General features: G+C 68.5%; 16 protein-coding genes and 1 riboswitch. Of the genes, 7 read left to right on the forward strand and 9 right to left on the reverse strand.

The genetic code is table 11. The features are described from left to right. Position 1 precedes the first annotated feature (1 nt). Positions 2–1750 carry a homoserine dehydrogenase gene (locus BZG35_RS14555; RefSeq protein ID WP_077356638.1) on the reverse strand — a complete coding sequence of 583 codons (1749 nt, stop codon included), beginning with the start codon at positions 1748–1750 and terminating at the stop codon, positions 2–4. 429 nt (positions 1751–2179) lie between these two features. Further along, positions 2180–2297, forward strand: a riboswitch (SAM riboswitch). Between the two features lie 78 nt (positions 2298–2375). Here BZG35_RS14555 and BZG35_RS14560 point away from each other — a divergent pair. After that, positions 2376–3422: a homoserine O-succinyltransferase gene (locus BZG35_RS14560; protein WP_077356640.1), complete on the forward strand. Its 1047-nt coding sequence runs from the start codon at positions 2376–2378 to the stop codon at positions 3420–3422. Beyond that, positions 3419–4600 (forward strand): cystathionine gamma-synthase, encoded by a 1182-nt coding sequence (metB, locus tag BZG35_RS14565; protein ID WP_077356642.1) that lies wholly within the window; start codon positions 3419–3421, stop codon positions 4598–4600. Before BZG35_RS14560 ends, metB begins: the two co-directional genes overlap by 4 nt. A gap of 254 nt (positions 4601–4854) precedes the next feature. On the opposite strand, the gene BZG35_RS14570 is transcribed toward metB, so the two are convergent. Beyond that, positions 4855–5073 (reverse strand): DUF5961 family protein, encoded by a 219-nt coding sequence (locus tag BZG35_RS14570; protein WP_077356644.1) that lies wholly within the window; start codon positions 5071–5073, stop codon positions 4855–4857. 592 nt (positions 5074–5665) lie between these two features. On the opposite strand from BZG35_RS14570, the gene BZG35_RS17730 reads away from it, so the two are divergent. Together BZG35_RS17730 and BZG35_RS14580 are read left to right on the forward strand one after the other, a co-directional pair. Then, on the forward strand, positions 5666–6148 hold the full coding sequence (locus BZG35_RS17730; protein WP_150126058.1) for a hypothetical protein: 483 nt from the start codon (positions 5666–5668) through the stop codon (positions 6146–6148). A gap of 199 nt (positions 6149–6347) precedes the next feature. After that, positions 6348–7172, forward strand: a complete 825-nt coding sequence (locus BZG35_RS14580; RefSeq protein ID WP_077356648.1) for a hypothetical protein — start codon at positions 6348–6350, stop codon at positions 7170–7172. Positions 7173–7233: 61 nt separating this feature from the next. Here BZG35_RS14580 and BZG35_RS14585 read toward each other — a convergent pair whose 3' ends face one another. Continuing rightward, positions 7234–8055, reverse strand: a complete 822-nt coding sequence (locus BZG35_RS14585) for an LD-carboxypeptidase (RefSeq protein ID WP_077356650.1) — start codon at positions 8053–8055, stop codon at positions 7234–7236. A gap of 43 nt (positions 8056–8098) precedes the next feature. On the opposite strand from BZG35_RS14585, the gene murC reads away from it, so the two are divergent. Continuing rightward, positions 8099–9502 (forward strand): UDP-N-acetylmuramate--L-alanine ligase, encoded by a 1404-nt coding sequence (gene murC, locus BZG35_RS14590; protein ID WP_077356652.1) that lies wholly within the window; start codon positions 8099–8101, stop codon positions 9500–9502. A gap of 111 nt (positions 9503–9613) precedes the next feature. Further along, entirely contained in the window at positions 9614–11647 is a 2034-nt protein-coding gene (locus BZG35_RS14595) for a TonB-dependent receptor (RefSeq protein ID WP_077356654.1), read from the forward strand. A 185-nt stretch (positions 11648–11832) separates the two neighbouring features. On the opposite strand, the gene BZG35_RS14600 is transcribed toward BZG35_RS14595, so the two are convergent. The 6 genes from BZG35_RS14600 to BZG35_RS14625 all read right to left on the reverse strand — a co-directional run bounded on the left by BZG35_RS14600 (position 11833) and on the right by BZG35_RS14625 (position 19705). Next, positions 11833–12513: a Fe2+-dependent dioxygenase gene (locus tag BZG35_RS14600; protein WP_077356656.1), complete on the reverse strand. Its 681-nt coding sequence runs from the start codon at positions 12511–12513 to the stop codon at positions 11833–11835. Positions 12514–12702: 189 nt separating this feature from the next. Then, on the reverse strand, positions 12703–15033 hold the full coding sequence (locus tag BZG35_RS14605) for a TonB-dependent siderophore receptor (RefSeq protein WP_077356659.1): 2331 nt from the start codon (positions 15031–15033) through the stop codon (positions 12703–12705). 277 nt (positions 15034–15310) lie between these two features. Beyond that, on the reverse strand, positions 15311–16099 hold the full coding sequence (locus BZG35_RS14610) for a peptidase (protein ID WP_077356661.1): 789 nt from the start codon (positions 16097–16099) through the stop codon (positions 15311–15313). Between the two features lie 88 nt (positions 16100–16187). After that, entirely contained in the window at positions 16188–17030 is an 843-nt protein-coding gene (locus tag BZG35_RS14615) for a transglutaminase family protein (RefSeq protein ID WP_077356663.1), read from the reverse strand. Positions 17031–17154: 124 nt separating this feature from the next. After that, positions 17155–18093: an alpha-E domain-containing protein gene (locus BZG35_RS14620; RefSeq protein ID WP_077356665.1), complete on the reverse strand. Its 939-nt coding sequence runs from the start codon at positions 18091–18093 to the stop codon at positions 17155–17157. A 205-nt stretch (positions 18094–18298) separates the two neighbouring features. Further along, positions 18299–19705, reverse strand: coding sequence for a circularly permuted type 2 ATP-grasp protein (locus BZG35_RS14625; protein WP_077356667.1), 1407 nt, complete (start codon positions 19703–19705; stop codon positions 18299–18301). Positions 19706–19857: 152 nt separating this feature from the next. Between BZG35_RS14625 and BZG35_RS14630 the strand changes: the two genes are divergently transcribed. Next, entirely contained in the window at positions 19858–20190 is a 333-nt protein-coding gene (locus BZG35_RS14630) for a YerC/YecD family TrpR-related protein (RefSeq protein WP_077356669.1), read from the forward strand. The last annotated feature ends 1 nt before the right edge of the window (position 20191 follow it).

Here is a 20191-nt window from a genome sequence, read left to right on the forward strand (position 1 = left end):
TTTAATGATGCCCCAGCGACGCATGTCGCGCCCGCACGATGTCGGCCAGGTCGGCCAGCACGCTTTCGGTCGTCGGCCAGCGGCCCGCGCCGCGTCCCTTGCAGGCCCACACCCGCCCGTCCTCGCCATAGACCTTCAAGGCGTTGCGCTCCCCGTCCAGGGCCTGAAAGAACGGATCGTCCAGCCCGGCGTCAAGCGAAACCGAGGCCTTCAGCCCCTCCCCCTCGCGGAAACAGGCCCCGATCTGGCGCACCGGGCCGGAGACGTGGAAGGCGTCCGACAGGACGGCGCAGGGCACGTCGGCCTCGGCGGGCGTGCGGCCGAAGGCCTCGAAGGCCAGCAGCCGGACCTTGGCGGCCGAGTCGCGGCCTTCCAGGTCCGAGGACGGGTCCTCCTCGGCGAAGCCCGCGACCCGGGCGTCGGCCAAGGCGTCGGCGAAATCGGCCCCCGCCTGCAGCCGCGTCAGCATGAAGTTGACCGTCCCGTTCAGCACCGCCTCGAACCCCTTGACCGGTCCGGCCGCCTTGGCCGCGCGCAGGGTCTCGATCATCGGGGCCCCGCCACCGACCGCCGCCGAATAGGCGAGGCGCGTGCCGTGGGCGCGGGCGGCGTCGGCCAGGCCCTGCGGGTCGCGGCTGATGGCCTGTTTGTTCGCGCTGGCCACGTCGATGCCGCGCTCCAGGGCGCAGCGGATCAGGTCGTGCCCGGCCCCACCCTCCGACAGGGCTTCCAGCAGGATGTCGGGCTTCAGCGCCAGCAGGGCCTCGCGATCGTTGGTGAACAGCTCGGCCGGGGCGGCGACGTCACGGGGCTTCTTCGGATCGCGGACCAGGACGCCAACGACCTGGAAGCGCGGATCCTGCTGCAGCCGGGCCAGCAGCCCGCCGCCGACCACGCCGCAGCCCGCGATGGCGACCTTCAGCGGGGCATCGGGCACCGAGGGTCCGGGCGGGGCCGAGGCGTCGCCGACCACGGTGCAGTCGGCCCGGCCCAGGGCCGCGACCTCGATCTCGACCAGACGTTCCTGCCCCAGGTCGATGGCGTCGTGCTGGACCAGGGCCCCGCCATGACGGCGCGCGTCGTCCCAGCTGGCGCGGCGATAGCGCAGCGGCTTGCCGGAAGCCTTGGCCGGGTCGCGGTCGTAGAGCCCGTCCACGTCCTTGACCAGACGCACCCGTTTCAGGCCCAGCTCCGCGGCCAGGAAGACGGCCGTCAGGTCCGACCCGCCGCGTCCCAGCAGCACCACCTTGCCGTTCGATCCCACCGCGCCGAAGCCGGGCACCACCACGACCTGATGCTCCGCCAGGGCCCGGCGCAGGGCCTCGCTGCGCAGCGACACCGGATGCGCATGCTCGGACGGTCCCTCGGCCACGATGCCCAGGTCGCGGACGGAGACCGCCGTGGCGTCCAGGCCAATCCGGTCGCAGGCGATGGCCACCAGGGCCGCCGCCTTCTCCTCGCCCAACGCCACATAGGCGGGCAGCAGGTCGTTCTCGTGATCGAGACCGAGCTCGCGGGCTTCGGCCAGCAGCCGGTCGGTGTGGCCGCCCAGGGCCGAGACCACGGCGATCACCTTTCGCCCCGCCCGGACATGGCCGTAGATTTCCGACGCCACTTCGGGGGCGCAGGACCGGTCGCGCAGGATGGAGGAGCCGAACTTCAGCACCACCACCTCGGCGGCGGGGGTCGGTTCGGCGCTGGGTTTGGGGGCCGGTTTCTCGACGACGGCGAGATGGGGGGCGTTGGGCATTGAGGTGTTCCGTTCGGTGTGGGTCTGGGTTCAAGGCAAAAAGAAACCCGCCGGGCCGGGGCCGGGCGGGTCTGGGTTGGCTGAAGGTCTTTCGATCCCCGTGCGCTAACCTGTTCCCGCCCGCGAGGGGCCGGTGATGGTCATACCGGTGGTGGTCGAAATGAGGGTCGCGAGCGTCATCGACCGCGCCCCGAGGGCGGCGGTGGAGGTCGAAACGGCGATGCGGCCGAGACGGGACACGAGCGAAACCTTGTGAAATAGCGTTGATCTCAGGGTGTCGGGCTTGCGGCCTGCCGTCAAGTCACAGCCGCACTTATTTTGCGTTGGCGTGTCTAATGGGGTCGAAATCACCCCGTCTTTCATCTGTCGTTAGCCACGGGGGTCGATTTTTTCGCTTGACCGGCGCCGCACTCGGCTCCAACGTAAGGTCACTCATCAAGACCGACCGAGGGATAGGCCCTTTGACGTCGGGGCAACCACCGGTTTCCAGCCGAACGGTGCCAACTCCTGCGAGGATCCATTTCGGTGGTTCCGCGAGAGATGAGTGGAGCGTCGACGAGGCGACGTCTCCACGATCTGTCATCGCATCCGGAGCCTTGCTGGGCGGGACGATGCAGACGACGCCATGGCTTTCGACACCGAGACCCTCTCCCAGACGCAGGCTGCAGAGCCCCTCTGTCGCCGCACGGCCCATCTGGCCGGGCGCGGCAATGAGGCGGCGGATATCGCCGTCGCCATTCCCGCCGACTTCCGCCTCGCCTCGGGCGAGCGGCTGGGTCAGGGCCAGGTCGTCGGCCGGCTGCACGGCCGGGTCGGGGCGCCTCTGGTCGTCGTCGCCGGCGGCATCTCGGCCGGACGGTTCGTGCACCGCACCGAGACCAACGGCCTGGGCTGGTGGGCGGGGGCGGTCTCGATCCGCGGCCCGATCGACCTCAGCCGGTTCCAGGTCCTGGCCTTCGACTACGCGCCCGAGGCGGCCGAGGGTGCCCGGCCCGTCACCATCACCACCCACGACCAGGCCCGGCTGCTGGGTCTGCTCCTCGACCACGTCGGCGACCCCATCGTCTCGGCCTTCGTCGGCTGTTCCTATGGCGGCATGATCGGCCTGGCCTTCGCCGAGCTGTTCCCCGACCGGGTCGAACAGCTGGTCGTCGTTTCCGCCGCCCACCGCGCCCACCCCCAGGCCACCGCCTGGCGCGGCATCCAACGCCGCATCCTGCAGCTGGCCGAGGCCGCCGGGCGGCCGGAGGACGGCGTGGCCCTGGCCCGCGAACTGGCCATGACCACCTACCGCACGGCCGAGGAGTTCGCCGACCGGTTCGAGACCACGGCCCCGGCCGAGGCCGGTCAGGCCTATCCGGTGTGCGAATACCTGACCGCGCGGGGCAAGGCCTATCGCACCCACACCACCCCGGCCCGCTGGCTGTCGCTGTCGGACTCGATCGACCGCCACGCCGTGACGCCCGAGGCCATCCGCACCCCGGTGACCCTAATCGGCTTCGCCTCGGACCGGTTGGTGCCGATCGACGACATCCGCGAACTGGCCGCCCGCCTGCCGAACCTGTTCCGTCTGGTCGAGGCCCCGTCCCTGTACGGCCACGACGCCTTTCTGAAGGAGGACGCGGCGGTCGCCGCCATCCTCCGTTCTGCCCTGAAGGATATCGACCAGTGACCAAACGCCCCCACGACGTCCGCACCACCTGCGCCCGCTCGGGCGTCGACACCGACACGGCCCACGGCTCGGTCATGCCGCCGCTCTACCTGTCGTCGAACTATTCGTTCGCGGGCTTCGAGCAGAAGCGGAAATACGACTATTCCCGCTCGGGCAATCCCACGCGGGACGTCCTGGCCGAGACCCTGGCCGAGCTGGAGGGCGGCGCCGGCTGCGTGGTCACGGCCACGGGGATGGCGGCGGTCGACCTGCCCCTGACCCTGCTGTCGCCCGGCGACCTGCTGATCGCCCCGCACGACTGCTACGGCGGCACCCACCGGCTGCTGTGCGCCCGGGCGAAGAAGGGGCATTTCGAGGTGCTGTGGGTCGATCAGGGCGATCCGGTCGCGCTCGAGGCCGCCCTGGCCCTGAACCCGAAGATGGTCCTGGTCGAGACCCCGTCTAACCCCCTGCTGCGCGTGGTCGACATCGCCGACATCTGCGTCCGCGCCCACCGGGTCGGGGCCCGGGTGGTGGCCGACAACACCTTCCTGTCGCCCGCCCTGCAGCGTCCGATCGAGCTGGGCGCCGACATCGTGGTCCACTCGACCACCAAATACATCAACGGCCATTCCGACGTGGTCGGCGGCGCGGTGATCGCGGCCGATCCGGCGGACCATGCCGAACTGGCTTGGTGGGCCAACTGTCAGGGCGTGACCGGCTCGCCGTTCGACGCCTATCTGACCCTGCGCGGCGTGCGGACCCTCTTTGCACGGATCGAGCGCCAGCAGACCACGGCGGGCAAGGTCGCCGCCCTGCTGGAGGGCCACCTCGCCGTCTCGGCCGTCCACTATCCGGGGCTGAAATCCCACCCCAACCACGCCCTGGCCGCGCGCCAGCAGCAGGGGCCGGGGGCCATGCTGTCGTTCGAACTGGCGGGGGGCGTCGCGGCGGTGCGCCAGCTGGTCGAGACCCTGGACACCTTCACCCTCGCCGAGAGCCTGGGTGGGGTTGAAAGCCTGATCGCCCACCCGGCCACCATGACCCATGCCTCGATGACGCCCGAGGCCCGCGTCGTCGCCGGGATCACCGACGGCCTGCTGCGCCTGTCGGTCGGTCTGGAGCACGAAGACGACCTGATCGCCGACCTGGTCCAGGCCCTGGACGCCCTGGTGGTGGCCAAGGCGGAGGCGGCCTGAGCTCCCGGCCATCGGGTTCATCACAAAGAGCACAAAGGAAGGCACAAAGGACACGACGGGTCCTGTGCCGGTGCAGCAGCCGGGCTCCGATGGCCCATCGAGACGACTTGAAGTCGAAGCTAGGAACGAAGGCGGCGAAGCCGCGATTAAGCGACTTTGAGGGAGACACCGCCCTTAAGGCCACGACGTTCCCGCCGTGTTCTTCGTGCCTTCCTTCGTGTCCTTCGTGATGAACCTTCCAGCGCCAATCCAGCCTAGCCGCAGGCCTCCACCGCCCCGCTGTGCAGGTGGATGACGAAACAGTGCTCCGGCCCGCCGTCGGCCGCCTGGACCACGACCCGCACGGCGTCGTCGTCGGCCATCGGCGCATGGGCCTCGGCGAAGCTGAGGGCCGCGTCCTCATAGCTTGAGGCCTCCAGCAGGTGGCCGTGGCCGCTGTCGGTGTGGGCGTAATAGCGAAGGGCGTCGGTCATGCGGATCTCCTTGCCCGGCTTAACGCGTCAGGCCCGAAAGGGATTCATCGCGCCGGCAATGATCTGGGGCCGGCCGTAGGGCCCGCCCCCAGATCATGGAGACGGGCCCCGGCGGAAATGATGAGGCGGCGACCCTCAGCCGCCGCGACCGTGTCCCCCGACACGGCCGTCGCAATCGCGAGAACGGTTCCCTCCAGTGCGCCGATCCTGGCCGCCCGTTTCCGGGATCAGCAGGGTCGGGACCCGTTACGCCTCATCGACGGCATCTGGCCCGGACCCGCGTTCGCTGTCGAGGGGGTTCGCCGCTAACGAGTGCGAAAGCGTTAACGCGTTGCCGGAACGCATCGTTTTTGTGATCGCCCTTGCCGCAAGTGCTCTGGAAGCAATTCGACCATTTGGTCCAGCATCGGCCAGCCTTCGATATCGCGGCGAGTGCGAGGCCACCGATCATCGGAAGGGGGAGCCCCGCCGCTATTCACACGAAGATCGGTAGATCTGATTTGCAAAATTGGGCTTGGAAGCGGGACAATACTGGACGGCTCCTCCGTTAACGGCAAGAATGTCAGAGGACTGTGCGCGACTAGGGGCAACAATGGATACAACTAATTGGATCGCGCTTCTTGCGGTATTTGGCTTCGGTTCGATATTGGCAGCTTTGATCGCTCGCGGTGTCGCAATCGCGCAGCTCCGCCAAGCTTGGATAAACGCATTGCGTAACGACTTAGCGGAAGTGTTTGCAACCTCTGATCGGATCGCAAAACTTGTCCGCGACCAATCAGCCGCCGAGCCGAAAATAGACGCGTTAAGCGAGCAATCCCACCTATCAATGGCCGCTCATCGCCGAGTCCTCTTAAGGCTGAATCCAGCTGAGCGCTTGCATGAAGAACTCACCTTGAGTCTAGATGCACTTATCAACGTAGGCAGCCACGACGAGTACATTAAGAAGATCGACGGAGCCCTACGGACCGCCCAATCTCTACTAAAACAAGAGTGGGAAGTCACCAAGTATGGCACCTTCGCTCCTGTGGCAGCCAAGTTGAAGAGTTTGCAGAAACGTGCACAGAAGGAGGCTTAATCGACCTAGCCGATGACCTTATTGAAAGACGCGATTCCAAGTCGGCCTTCAGGTAGGATGGGTGTGGCGGGCCGCTAAGTCCTCTTGGAGGCAGAGCGGTGAAAATGCGCGCCAGCCCATAGCGGGACGCGCCCACGGTGCGCGACTCGACTCCCGCGCAAGTTGCTGGCTAGCTGTGCCGGAGACTTGAGGGGCTTGGGTGGAACAGTTCAGGATCAACATCCGGTTCGACGGCCTCGACGCAGATGATCATGTCATCGACATGCGCCTATTTGGCGAGGCGATGATAGGTCTCGAAAAAACGCTGTCAGCGGGGCTTAATGCCCTCGCGACCGGCTCTGTGCCGCCTCGCTCAAAGTTAATGCTGGCAATCAAGGCCACGCCGCCTCGTGACGGCTGCGTTCAGCTTGATGCGGTTATTGAACTGGCCCAAGGCGTCCTGCCAATCCTAAAGCCCGCCCTGCTCGCTGCCGGCGGGGCAATAGCCAAGCATCTGATCTCGGCAACGATAAAGCGTTTCGGAGGATCAAGGGGCCAGTCGGCTTCCGAGGTGGAGAAGGTGCTGGATCTTATGAAGGTCGAGAAGGACGATAGGCAGCGCGAACGCGAAACTCTTCTAGGGGTTATTGATCGTCTACGCCCGGCTGCTGTCCAAATGATGGCCCCCGTCGGCAGGTCAGCAGAGCAACTCACGATCACTTCGGCAAACGATGACGATCCGACCGTTTTTGACGTACCAATGGCGCAAGCTCTGAGGTCTCGAAGCGATCTAGAGGTCTCTGAAATGCAACCGATGCGCCTGAAGGTGGATGGAATAACCGTCCACACCCGTACCCTTAAAGTGGAAGACCCTAACGTGCCGGGTCGGTACGTTACGGCAGAGGTTCGCGACCCAGCCTTCACTGACGGCGAGAACGTTTACACCCAGTCGGTAACCAAGATGCTCGACGTCCAAGCGAAGGCGACATACCGCGAGGGTATCTTACATCGGATCCATATCATGGATGCCAAGGCTGCCGCTTAACTCAGCTTTGTTCGGATGCCAGGCACAGAAGGAAGAAGCAGAAGCCATTTTGTCATAGCGATCACCGCACCCCGAACGGCACCACCTTGTTCTCTCCGTCATGCCCGACATCCGCCCGCCCCAGATAGGCAATCCCCGACCGCTCGCACCAGTACCGGACGATCTCCTCCCCCGTCATCCCGAAGTCCGGATCGTTCACCGGCACCTCGCTGAACCGCCCCGCGCGGATGCCGGCCACCCGCCGGATCGACGCCTGGCTGCTCAGGTGGAACATCATCCGGTCGATGCGGTAGGCGGCCTCCGACACGTCCTCCAGCATCAGGACATGGCCGGTCAGGTCCGGCTCCAGCGGGGTGCCCAGCAGCTGGTCCAGCACCGTCAGGTTGAAGGCCACGGCCGGGCGCGGATCGTCGTGCAGCGACGGCTCCCACGACGAGGTCGCGCCCTTCCGCAGCCAGTTCAGGGCCCGGAAGGCGGTGTCGTCGTGGCGCACGGCGTCGGACGCCATCGGCCCGTGGGCCAGATGCGGAAAGCCGGCCTTGTACAGAATGGCCAGCAGTGATCCGACGTCGGAATAACCCAGATAGCGTTTCTGGCGGGCCACCTCGGTCAGGCGCGGCAGCACCGCCTCGGCGATGCGGCACGAGCCGTATCCGCCCCGGGCGAACCAGACGGCGTCGATGCGCGGGTCGTTGGCATAGTCGACAAACGCTTGCGCCCGGGTGGCGTCGTCACCGCTGAAATGGCCGGACTTCTCCAGCGAGGACGGGTGGATCACCACCGCCACCTTCCGGGCCGGGAAGTTCGTCTCCATCCAGGCCTCGATGGCCTCGGCCCGCTCGATAGAGAAGCGCGAGGAGACCGCGACGATACCGATCTTCATTCTGCTGTAGCCTCCCCGTCGCGGGCACATTAGTCACCGCAGCATGAGCGAACCATCCTATTTCTTCTGCGGCATCGGCGGATCGGGCATGCTGCCGCTGGCCATGATCGTCCAGGCCCAGGGGGGCACGATCGCGGGCTCGGACCGGGCGCTGGACCAGGGCCGGACGCCGGAGAAGTTCGACTGGCTGCGCGCCCACGGCGTGACCCTGTTCCCGCAAGACGGATCGGGCATCCGCGCCGACCAGACGGTGGTGGCCACCGGGGCGGTCGAGGACACGGTGCCCGACATCGGGGCGGCGAAACGGCTGGGCGCGACCATCGTCACCCGGCCCGAATTGCTGAGCCGGATCTTCAACGCCGCCCCCACCTCGGTCGGGGTCGCCGGCACCAGCGGCAAGTCCACCATCACCGGCATGATCGCCTGGATCCTGGACCAGGCCGGGCGCGACCCGACGGTGATGAACGGGGCGGTGATGCGCAACTTCGCCGACGCCGACCATCCGTTCGCCAGCGCCCTGATCGGATCCCCCGACCTGTTCGTGGCCGAGGTCGACGAGAGCGACGGCTCCATCGCCCGCTACGACCCGACCGTGGCCGTGGTGTCCAACATCTCGCTGGACCACAAGTCGATGGAGGAGCTGCGCGACCTGTTCGGGGGTTTCACCGGGCGCGCGCGGACGGCGGTGCTGAACCTGGACAATATCGAGACCGCCGCCCTGGCCCAGACCCTGGTCGACGACGGCCGGGCCGAGGCGGTGCTGACCTTCGCCCTGGGCAATGAGGCGGCCGATCTGTCGGCCCACGACCTGGTCCCCCTGCCCGCCGGCATGACCTTCGCCCTGACCGAGCGGTCCAGCGGCGCGCGGATCGCCGCGACCCTGAACGTGCCGGGGGCGCACAATGTCGCCAATGCCCTGGCCGCCCTGGGGGCTGTGCGGGCGCTGGGCGTGCCGCTGGACCAGGCGGTGGCGTCGCTGGAGACCTTCGCCGGGATCCGGCGGCGGATGGAGGTGGTCGGCACGGCGAACGGCATCACCGTGCTCGACGACTTCGCCCACAACCCCGACAAGATCGCCGCCACGGTCAAGACCCTGCACGCCTTCGACGGGCGGCTGCTGATCCTGTTCCAGCCGCACGGCTTCGGCCCGCTGAAGCTGATGCGGACCGAGTTTATCGACACCTTCGCCGGCCTGATGCGCCCCGACGACGTCCTGCTGATGCCCGAGCCCGTCTATTACGGCGGCACCACCGACCGCAGCGTGGGGTCTGAGGACATCGCCGCGGGCGTGCGCGCGGCCGGACGCAACGCCGAGGCCCTGCCCGACCGCGCGGCCTGCGGCGAGCGGCTGGTCGCGCTGGCCCGGCCCGGCGACCGGATCATCGTCATGGGGGCGCGGGACGACACCCTGTCGTCGTTCGCGGCGGAGCTTCTCGAGCGCCTTTGAGGGCGCGCGGACCTCCAGGTCCGCATCTTTCTTGAACCTCTGCGGCCCGCATCGCTTATCGACACCGCAAGAGCGGACCTGGAGGTCCGCGCTCCAGGTCAAACGCGCCCCATGATGCAAGATATCCCCGCCCCCCTGCCCGACGTGGTCGTCACGGCCGCGCGCCTGCCGCCCGCCGCGGGCGAGGCCGCCTTTTCCGTGATCCGCCTGGGGCGCGAGCGGCTGGACCGCGCGACCCGGCTGGACGAGGCCCTGGCCACCGTGCCGGCCGTCAGCCTGTTCCGCCGCACCTCCAGCCTGGCCGCCAATCCGACGACCCAGGGCATCTCGCTGCGCTCCATCGCCCCGTCGGGGGCCGGGCGGACCCTGGTGACCCTGGACGGGGTGCCGCAGAACGATCCCTTCGGCGGCTGGGTGATCTGGTCCCAGCTGCCGACCGAGAGCCTGTCGGGCCTCGACATCATTCGGGGGGCGGGCGCCGGCCCCTATGGCGCGGGGGCCCTGACCGGGGTCATCGCCCTGCGCGAGCGCGAGGCGGTCGGCGGGCGACTGGACCTGTCCGGCGGCGAATACGGCGGCCGGAGGCTGGCGGCGGCGACCACCCTGTCGACCGGGCGACTGGCCCTGACCGGCACGGTCCAGCGCGAGCTGTCGGACGGCTACACCCCGGTCCGGGGCGCGGGCGCCGGGGCGGTCGACCGGCCGCTGGACCTGGCCACCCTGTCGGGCGCGATCCGGGCCGACGTGGCGCTGAGCGACGCCACCGCCCTGACCCTGCGCGCCTCGGCCTATGACGAGGATCGCGGCTCGGGCCTGCTGGGGGCGCGGTCGTCGGCGACCGGCCAGAGCTATGCCGCCACCCTGTCGCGCACCCCCTCGGCCGATCGGCTGGGCTGGCGGGCCCAGGTCTGGCGGCGCGAAAGCGATTTCGCCAACACCTCGGTCGCCGTGGCGGCGGGCCGGGCCACCACCACGCCCGCCAACGACCAGTTCGCCACCCCGTCCGAGGGCTGGGGCGCCAATTTCGCCCTCCGGCGCACGGCGGTCCCCCTGGCGGGCGGCCTGCTGGAATGGGAACTGGGCGCCGACGCCCGCTTCGCCGAGGGCGAGACCCGGGAGCTGTTCCGCTTCATGCCGGTCGCCGGCGTCGGCGCCTTCACCCGCACCCGCGTCGCGGGCGGCGAGACTTCGGTCATCGGCCTGTATGGCGAGGGAGCCTGGAGCACCGGTCCCTGGCTGATCGCCGGGGGCCTGCGGATCGACGAATACGGCAACAGCAATGGCCGCCGCCTGGAGCGCGACCGCCAGACCGGGGCCGCCACCCTGGACGAGACCGACCCCGACCAGTCGGGCGAGGTGCTGAGTGCCCGCCTGGCCATCCGCCGCGAGCTCGGCTCCGGCGTCGCCGCCCGGGCCGCCGCCTATTCCGGCTTCCGCCCCGCCACCCTGAACGAGCTGCACCGCCCGTTCCGGGTCGGCAACGACCTGACCGAGGCCAATGCCGGCCTGGTGCCCGAGACCCTGCAGGGGATCGAGACCGGCCTGTCCTGGGATCGCGACGCGACGAGCCTGGGGGCCACGGTGTTCTGGAACCGGATCGAGGACGCCATCGTCAACGTCACGATCGGGGCCGGGCCCGGCACCTTCCCCCGCGCGGGTTTCGTCCCGGCCGGCGGCGTGCTGCGCCAGCGCCAGAACGCGGGCACGATCCATGCGGTGGGCGTCGAGCTGACGGCCGGGCACCGGCTGGGCGATCTGGTGTCGCTGGACGGGGCCCTGTCCTGGACCGACGCCGAGGTCGACGGCGGCGGCGCGGCGGCCCAGCTGACCGGCCTGCGCCCCGCCCAAGCCCCGGAGTGGAGCGCCACCGCCGGGGCCGACTGGCGCGCCACCGACCGGCTGACCCTGATCGGGCGGGTGCGGTATGAGAGCGCCCGGTTCGAGGACGACCTGAACAGCCGGACACTGGACGCGGCCATCACCGCCGACGCCCGGGCCGAGTTCGAGGTGAAGACCGGGGTGATCCTGTACGCCGCCGCCGACAACGTCTTCGACGCCGAGGTCGCGGTGTCCGAGACCGGCGACGGCATCGAGGGCTACGGCCCCCCGCGCACCCTCCGCGCCGGGCTGACGCTGAGCTGGTAACGCCCGTCAGCCCTTCCCCCATTCTTCATGGGGGAAAGCGGTCCGGCGCTGAGCGCAGCGAAGCCAGGACCGTTGGGGGAAGCCTTGTTTAGCCAGCAGGAAGAACAAGTTCCCCCATCCGTCCTGTTCGAGCTGCGCTCGAAGACGGACGGCTTTCCCCCGCAAGCGGGGGAAGGACTAAGGGTCTAGACCTCGGACCACCGCCGCAGCAGGTTGTGATAGACGCCGGTCAGCTCCAGCACCGCCTGGTTCGATGGCCCGCTGCCGAGCGCCACCCTCTGCGTCGCCACGTCCAGCTGGAACAGCGTCTCGCGCGCGGCGTCGTCCTTCACCAGGCTCTGGATCCAGAAGAAGCTCGACACCCGCGCCCCGCGCGTCACCGGCGTCACGCGATGCAGGCTCTTGGACGGATACAGGACTAGGTCGCCGGCGGGCAGTTTGACGCTCTGCGGGCCGTAGTGGTCCTCGATCACCAGCTCTCCACCGTCGTAGGCGTCGGGCTCGGACAGGAACAGCGTCGCCGACAGGTCCGAGCGGAGGCGCAGGCCCGAGGGATGCACCCGGATGGCGTTGTCGACATGGGCCCCGAAGGCCTGGCCGCCTTCGTAGCGGTTGAACAGCGGCGGAAACACCGTGTGCGGCAGGGCGGCGGAGACGAACATGGCATTCGCCGCTAGGGCCTGTTCGACGATCGCCCCGACCTCGCGGGCCGCGTCGGAGCCCTGCGGCAGCTGGGCATTGTCCTTGGCCCGGGCCGACTGATGGCCCGAGGTGGCGTTGCCGTCGGACCAGTCGCCGGCGTCGAGGATCGCGCGCAGCCGGGCGACCTCGTCCTTGCTGAAGACTTCGGGGATGTGAAGAAGAATGGCCGGGTTCCTTCTGCTCCCTTCCCCTGGAGGGGGAAGGGCCGGGGATGGGGTGGAGGCTAGACCTCAAGGGTGAGGCTTGGACACCCGGTGCCGGGAAGAAAAACAGTACCGGGTCAACGTGGGCCCCGGGATGAGGGGTGCCTCCACCCCATCCCAACCCTTCCCCCTCCAGGGGAAGGGCTTCCTCTAGAACCTCACGTTCAGGGCCAGGGTGGCCGACCGGCCCGGGGCCGGGTCGGCATGGTGCACCCCGTTGGTGCGGAGGATATAGTCCTCGTCCGCCGCATTCTGCACGTTCAGCTGCAGCGAGGTGCGATCGCTGATGTCATAGGCGGCGAACAGGTCGACGCGCGTATAGGCCGGGGCGAAGATGCGGTTGGCCCCGCCGCCGGCCCCGCCCTGGTTGCCGCCGTCGCTGTCCGACACATAGTAGACGCCGCCACCGACGCTGAGCGGGCGCGTCAGCTGGTAGGTGGTGAACAGGCTGGCGCTATGTTCGGGCACATTGGCCAGGCGCTCGCCCTCCAGCGCGTTGGGCACCGGAACACCGTTGACGATCGTCACCGCGCCCTTGACCAGTTCGGAGTCCATCCACGCGTAGCCCCCGAACACCTGCCAGTCGCGGGTCAGATTGCCCGAGATGCCCAGTTCCACGCCCTGGACCCGGACCTCGCCGACCTGGCGATAGGTGTCGACATCGACCAGCAGGGCGGCGTTCTTGCGGGTCAGGTGGAAGGCGGCGGCGCTGAGCGCCAGCCGGTCGTCGAACAGGGTGGCCTTGGCCCCAACCTCATAGTTCTCGGTGTCCTCGGGATCGAGCACGGTGTTCAGCAGATTGCCGCTGCCGGTCCCGCCCGCCCCGTTCTGGTCGCCACCCGAGATGGTCGGCGGGGTCGAGCCGGTCGACCAGGAGGCGTACAGGCTGGTGTCCGCCGTCGGCTTGAACACCAGGCCGGCCTGGTAGTTGACGAACTCCCAGTCCCGCTCCGGCACCGCCGTCACGCCGGTGACGGTCCAGACCCCCTGGGCCTGGGTGGCCGAGGCATTGGTCGCCCGCGCGCTGTACCGGTCCCAGCGGATGCCCAGGTTGACGATCAGCCGCTCGCTCAAGGCGATGCTGTCGAAGGCGGAGACCGCCGCCGTCTCGGTGAAGGTGGTCGAGGTCGGGCCGCGGTTGACGACGCCGCTCCACGGATCGCTGGGGTTCGGATCGTACAGCCGGGTGCAGTCGCCGGCCCCGACCGAGGTCAGGGTCGACGCGGCGATGGTGAAGCCCGTCGGACAGGCCGAGGTGGTCGTGCCGAACGCGGAATAGCTGGCGTTGCGGTTGGTCTCGCGCGTGAACTCGGCCCCCAGGTTGAAGCTGTGCTTGGCCGCGCCCGTGGTGAACGACCCGGACAGGTCCGTGACATTGGCCAGGGTGATGGCGGGGTTCCAGCGGCTCTTGGTGCCGCGCTTCATCCACCATTCGCCGCCGATCAGCTGGGCGTTGCCGCCGTCGCCGGGGTTGGTGACGATGTAGTCGTTCAGGGTCTCGGCATAGCGGCTGACGTTGCGGATCGACAGGCTGTCGCTGAAGCGGTGCTCGAAGGCGAAGGTGAAGCTGTCGACCGTATTGGTCAGGTAGTCGCGCGCGGTCAGCCCGTAGAAGCGGTCGAACGGTACGTCGAGGACGCCGCTCTCGTTCGGGCGCGGGGCCGTCGCCCCACCCCGTTTGGTGTAGAGCGGGATGCCGTAGTCGGGCATCTGGTCGCTGGTCAGGTGGTAGTAGCTGAACTCCCCCGTCGTGTCGGTGCCGAGGCCCGCGGCCAGCGACAGGGCCACACCCCATTTGTCGTAGTCGACCGCATCGCGCCGGGCCACGTCGCCCTGGGCGCCCAGCAGGTTGACGCGGACGGCGGCCGTCTCGCCCAGGCTCCAGTTCTGATCCACCGTGCCGCGCAGATAGCCGTCGGTGCCGACCCCGGCTGAGACCGCCGTGAAGTCGGTCAGGCCGGCCGTCTTGGACGACAGGTTGATGCTGCCGCCGCCCGAGCCACGGCCCGAATAGACCGAGTCCGGCCCCTTGACGACCTCCACCTGCTCCAGGTTGAAGACCTCGCGCTGCTGCCCGCCGGTGTCGCGGATGCCGTCGACGAAGATGTTGTTGCCCGACGACTGGCCGCGGATGAAGGGCCGGTCGGCCAGGGGCTGGCCGCCCTCCCCCGCCCCGAAGGTAATGCCCGGCGAGGTGCGCAGGATGTCCTGAAGCGAGGTCGCGCCGGTCTGTTCGATGATGCGCTGGGGAATGACGGTCACCGCGCGGGGGGTGTCGAGCAGGGCGGCGACGAACTCCGGCGATCGCGGCTCCGGCTGGGCCCGCTGGCCGTTCACGTCCACCGGCGACAGACGCGTCTGGACCGTCTCTTGGTCGATCGTGTCCGGATCTCCCGCCAAGGCCGGCGTGGCGCACAGCATCCCGGCGGCGGTCGAGGCCGAGAGGAGGGCGCGAAGGGCAGCGGCGGAAGTCGGAGACATTGTGGCGATCCGGTGTTGATAGCTTGCGATTGGCTCGCAATATCAGACCGAGATCGTATGGCAAAGCCTATTGCGAATTGATCGCATTATCAGTTCAGCCTCCCTCTCCCAGAGGGAGAGGGCTTGAGCGCCTGAGAGCGTAGCGATCAGACTTGCGCGAAAGGGTGAGGGGTTACGGTGCGAACCGGTGAGGGCATAACCCCTCACCCTTTCGGCTTGGCGCATCGCTGCGCTCTGCGAGCCTCAAGCCCTCTCCCTATGGGAGAGGGTGAGCCTTCTACCCCACCACCGAAATGCTGGGCCGGGCCGGCGGGGCTTCGGCCAGCCAGGGTGGGTCGGGCATGGCGCGGTGGGCGTTGGCCAGGGCCTCGGACCAGCGACGGCCCAAGTCGCGGAAATAGGGATCGTCCGCCTCGATCCGGCGCTGGTCGCCGCGCAGGCCGTCGCGCGGGATGACGATCATGTCGAACGGGGGCCCCACCGCGATGTTCGAGCGGATGGTCGAGTCGAAGCTGATCAGCCCCAGCTTGACCGCCTCGGACATCGGGGTGTCGGGCCGCAGGGCCCGGTCCAGGATCGGCTTCCCGTATTTCAGCTCGCCGATCTGCAGATAGGGGGTGTCGGGCCCGCACTCGATGAAATTGCCGAGCGAATAGATCAGGTACAGCCGCAGCTGCCCGCCCTTGACCTGGCCGCCCAGCAGCATGCTGGCGTTCAGGCGCAAGGAATCGGCTTCGGGCGTCAGGGTCGGCGACGGGGCGAACTCGGCGCGGACCTGCTGGAGGGCGTGACCGCAGATCTGGGCCGCCCGGAACAGGCTGGGCACCGTCTCGAGCGTCTCGAGCTCGTCGCTGCCGGGCATCTGGATGCCCTTGGACACCTGCGACAGAGCCATCTGGGTCACCGAGAGATTGCCAGCGGTGGCGATGGCGATGACCCGCTCGCCCGGCACCTCGGTCACATGCAGCTTCTTGTAGGACGAGATGTTGTCGACACCGGCGTTCGTGCGGGTGTCGGCGATCATCGCCAGCCCCTCGTTCACCATCATGCCGACGCAGTAAGTCATGTCAGAAGACTCGGCCCGCACGCGGACCGCCACTTATCAGGAACAGGGACGCTAACAGATTCGATGAACAGAACGATCCCTGAATAGGTCACGACCAGCCCTGCGACTGCTGTTGCTGCTGGCCCTGTTGCATCTGACGCACACGCAGGGCGACCGTCATGGTCTCGCGCCCCCCGCCATAGCTGGTGCCGCGGATCGGCGAGGCTCCCAGGGCATCAAGACCGCAGGCGACGCGGACATAGTGTTCGGTCGGACAGATGCCGTTGGCCGCGTCGAACCCGACCCAGCCCAGATCCTCGACATAGGCCTCGGCCCAGGCGTGGGCGGCGTCCTGGTTCTCGACCCCGTCCGACCGGTGCAGGTGGCCCGAGACATAGCGGGCCGGGAGACCCATGCGCCGCGCCGCCGAGATGAAGATCTGGGCGTGGTCCTGGCATACGCCCTGTTTCTGGGCATAGGCGTCGGCGGCGGTGTGGTCGGCCGTGGTCGATCCGACCATGAAGGCGACCCGCCCGTGGATCAGCCCCATCAGCCGGTGCAGCCGGCTCAGGGGATCGCCGTCCTCCCCCACTTCGTCCGCCAGGGCCCGCAGCGCCCCGTCGGCGTGGGTCAGGGGCGTGTCGCGCAGGAAGACCAGGGGCGACAGACGCTCCGGCGTGCCGCGCAGCACCCCGCCGCTGTCGACCGTCGCCACCTCGCCCGTCACCCGCACCATCAGCCCGCTGGTCGGCCGCTCGGTATAGAGGGTGTGGATGATGTTGCCGAAGGCGTCCTCGCTGCGACGCAGATGGGCGTCGACGTCGGTCTCGATGCGCCAGTCGCGGACCTGCTGGCTCTCGGTCGAGCGCGGCGTCAGGCGCAGCACCTGGACGATGAACCGGGCGGCGCGGTCGTAGGCGTAGCGGGTTTCGTGGTCGATCCGGATGCGCATCGTCAGGGCCTGATCGGTTGAGGACGGATCGCTTCGCGATCCGGCAGATGCCGTGAATCAGGCCCTTCACTAGAAAGGCATGGCCTCGACCGAAAACCGCTGACACTTTTCGGGGCCATGCCACCTACACCAGGTACTGATCGTGGACGGCGGCGGCCAGGGCGTTGTTCTCGCTCAGGAAGGCCAGGATGTATTCGTGCAGGCCCGACTGGAAGATCTGTTCGATATTGGTCTCGTTGAACCGCGTCAGCCGCGCCGAGGCGATGCGCTGGGCCGGACCGCGCCGGCCATAGTCCGTGGCCAGCCGATCCAGATAGCTGACGATCATCCCCTGGCAGCTGGCCAGGGAGCGCGGCATCTGGCGGTTCAGCACCATCAGGTCGGCCACCAGCCACGGCCGCACGCTCTCGCGATACACCCAGCGATAGGCGGTCAGGGCCGAGACCTCGCGCAACAGGGTGGTCCACTGGAAATAGTCCAGCTGGCCGCCGACCCGTTCGCCGGCGGGCAGCAGCAGGTGGTATTTGACGTCCAGCAGGCGGGCGGTGTTGTCGGCCCGCTCGATCGCCCCGCCCAGCCGCAGGAACCAGTAGGCGTCGTTCCTCAGCATGGTCCGCGAGGACGCCCCCTCGAACGCCAGGGACACGCCCTTGACCCATTCCAGATAGCGCACGAAGTCGTCGCGCTTGGACGGTTCGCCCAGTTCGTTCAGCCCGTTCCAGGCCCCGTTGATGGCCTCCCACAGCTCGATGGTCAGGGCCGTGCGGACCGACCGGGCGTTGGTGCGCGCAGCGGTGATACAGGCGCGGATCGACGACGGGTTGTCCGGAGCGAAGGCCAGGAACTCGCGCACCGTCTTCTCGGACGGCGTCCGGCCGCTGGCGGCGAACTGGCGCGACACCCCGGCCGAGGCGATGGCGCTGGCCCAGGCCGTGGCGGCGGCCCCGTCGCGCGCCGGAAGCGCGGCCAGCCGCACGGCCGCCTCCAGAATCCGGGCGAGAAAGTCCGCCCGCTCCATATAGCGGCCGGTCCAGTACAGGCTCTCTGCGGTGCGGGAGAGCATCTAGAATCCTTCCCCCGCCCTTTGCGGGGGAAAGCGGCGCGTCGATCGCACAGCGATCGCGTCGCCGATGGGGGCAGGGTTGCTCGCTTCGATGAAGGCTAGAATTCCCCCATCGGTCCTGTCCTCGCTGCGCTCGGAAACGGACCGCTTTCCCCCGCGAAGGGCGGGGGAAGGGCTGGATCGCCGCTCTACTATTGCGTGCAGCTCAATCATCCAGCACCCAGGTGTCCTTGGTTCCGCCGCCCTGGCTGGAGTTGACCACCAGCGATCCGGCCTTCAGCGCCACCCGGGTCAGGCCGCCCGGCGCGACCCGCACCCCGGCCGGGCTGCTCAGCACGAAGGGCCGCAGGTCGACGTGGCGCGGCGACAGCCCGCCGTCCGGGCACAGCGTCGGGGCGGTCGACAGGGCCAGGGTCGGCTGGGCGATGAAGTCGTCGGGATCGGCGATCAGCTTGGCGCGGAAGGCCTCGATCTCGGCCGTGGACGAGGCCGGACCGACCAGCATGCCGTAGCCGCCCGACCCGCCGACCTCCTTGACCACCAGCTCGGGCAGCTTCGCCAGCACCTCCTTCAGCGCCTCCGGTTCGCGGCAGCGCCAGGTCGGGACATTTCCCAGGATCGGATCGCCGCCGCTGAAGAACCGGATGATCTCCGGCATGTAGGTATAGACCGCCTTGTCGTCGGCCACGCCCGTACCGATGGCGTTCGACAGGGTGACGTTGCCGGCCATATAGGCCGACATCAGCCCGGGAATGCCCACGGCGCTGTCCGGCCGGAAGGTCAGGGGATCGATGAACTCGTCGTCGATGCGGCGATAGATGACGTCGACCCGGCGCGGCCCCTCGGTCGTGCGCATGAAGACGATGTCGTCGTTGACGAACAGATCCCCGCCCTCGACCAGCTCGACCCCCAGCTTGTCGGCCAGGAAGCTGTGCTCGTAATAGGCCGAGTTGAACGGCCCGGGCGTCAGGACGACGATGTTCGGATCGGCCCCGGCCGAGTCCGGCGCGCTGGCGCGAAGGCTGGCCAGCAGCATGTCCGTATAGGTCTCGACCGGCCGGATGCGGTGTTCGGCGAACAGGTCGGGGAACAGCCGCATCATCATCTCGCGGTTCTCCAGCATGTAGGAGACGCCCGAGGGAGTGCGGCAGTTGTCCTCCAGCACCACGAACCCGTCCTCGCCCGTGCGCACCAGGTCGACGCCGCAGATATGGGTCCAGATGTCGCCCGGCGGCCGTCGGCCCTGCATCTCGGGTCGGTAGTGGGGGTTGGTGAAGATCAGTTCGGCCGGGACGATGCCGGCCTTGATGCATTCCTGGGCCCCGTAGATGTCTTTCAGGAAGGCGTTGATGGCCGAGACGCGCTGCTTCAGCCCGCGCTCGACCTGGTCCCACTCGGCCGCGCCGATGATGCGGGGCACCACGTCGAAGGGGATCAGCCGCTCGTTGGATTCCACATCGCCATAGACGGCGAAGGTCACGCCCATGCGGCGGAAGAACAGCTCGGCCTGGCGCGAGCGGGCCTGCAGCAGGTCGGCCGGAGCCGCCTCCAGCCACCGGGCCAGGGTCCGATAGCTGTGACGGACCTGATCCGATCCGGCGTGGCCTGACATCTCGTCGAACGTGACGGTCGCTCCCGCGCCTGAAGGTGAAGCCCCAGCGTGGACCGGCGGCGCGCTGATGCGCAACAGTTTTGTTGCGGTGCGCACAAGAACCGGGTCGGCCCTTGACCGTTCCACTGTTACAGCATAGTGGAACGCCACCGATGACCGAAGTCCCTGCAGAGATCGTGGCTCCCCCGCCCGCCGAACGCCAGACCGACGACCGGGTCGCGCTGTACGACGCCCTGCTGTCTCTGAAGACGCGGTCCGAGATGGACGCCTTCCTGGCCGACCTGTGCACCCCGGCCGAGGTCCGCGCCTTCGCCGAGCGCTGGGCCGTCGCCCGTCTGCTGGACCAGAAATCCAAATCCTATCGCGAGATCGCGCAGGAGGCGGGCGCCAGCCCGACCACCGTCGTGCGCGTCGCGCGGTTCCTCAAGGAAATGCCGCATCAGGGCTATCGCCTGGTGCTGGACCGAACCCCCCAGAAAGCCTGAG

Origin of the sequence: Brevundimonas sp. LM2 (genome assembly GCF_002002865.1) — a bacterium.
Taxonomy (GTDB): domain Bacteria; phylum Pseudomonadota; class Alphaproteobacteria; order Caulobacterales; family Caulobacteraceae; genus Brevundimonas.

Coding starts and splice junctions, on each gene's coding strand:
- BZG35_RS14555 (WP_077356638.1), bottom strand. CDS start 1,750: ATGCCCAACGCCCCCCATCTCGCCGTCGTCGAGAAACCGGCCCCCAAA.
- BZG35_RS14560 (WP_077356640.1), top strand. CDS start 2,376: ATGGCTTTCGACACCGAGACCCTCTCCCAGACGCAGGCTGCAGAGCCC.
- BZG35_RS14570 (WP_077356644.1), bottom strand. CDS start 5,073: ATGACCGACGCCCTTCGCTATTACGCCCACACCGACAGCGGCCACGGC.
- BZG35_RS17730 (WP_150126058.1), top strand. CDS start 5,666: ATGGATACAACTAATTGGATCGCGCTTCTTGCGGTATTTGGCTTCGGT.
- BZG35_RS14585 (WP_077356650.1), bottom strand. CDS start 8,055: ATGAAGATCGGTATCGTCGCGGTCTCCTCGCGCTTCTCTATCGAGCGG.
- murC (WP_077356652.1), top strand. CDS start 8,099: ATGAGCGAACCATCCTATTTCTTCTGCGGCATCGGCGGATCGGGCATG.
- BZG35_RS14595 (WP_077356654.1), top strand. CDS start 9,614: ATGATGCAAGATATCCCCGCCCCCCTGCCCGACGTGGTCGTCACGGCC.
- BZG35_RS14605 (WP_077356659.1), bottom strand. CDS start 15,033: ATGTCTCCGACTTCCGCCGCTGCCCTTCGCGCCCTCCTCTCGGCCTCG.
- BZG35_RS14610 (WP_077356661.1), bottom strand. CDS start 16,099: ATGACTTACTGCGTCGGCATGATGGTGAACGAGGGGCTGGCGATGATC.
- BZG35_RS14615 (WP_077356663.1), bottom strand. CDS start 17,030: ATGCGCATCCGGATCGACCACGAAACCCGCTACGCCTACGACCGCGCC.
- BZG35_RS14620 (WP_077356665.1), bottom strand. CDS start 18,093: ATGCTCTCCCGCACCGCAGAGAGCCTGTACTGGACCGGCCGCTATATG.
- BZG35_RS14625 (WP_077356667.1), bottom strand. CDS start 19,705: ATGTCAGGCCACGCCGGATCGGATCAGGTCCGTCACAGCTATCGGACC.
- BZG35_RS14630 (WP_077356669.1), top strand. CDS start 19,858: ATGACCGAAGTCCCTGCAGAGATCGTGGCTCCCCCGCCCGCCGAACGC.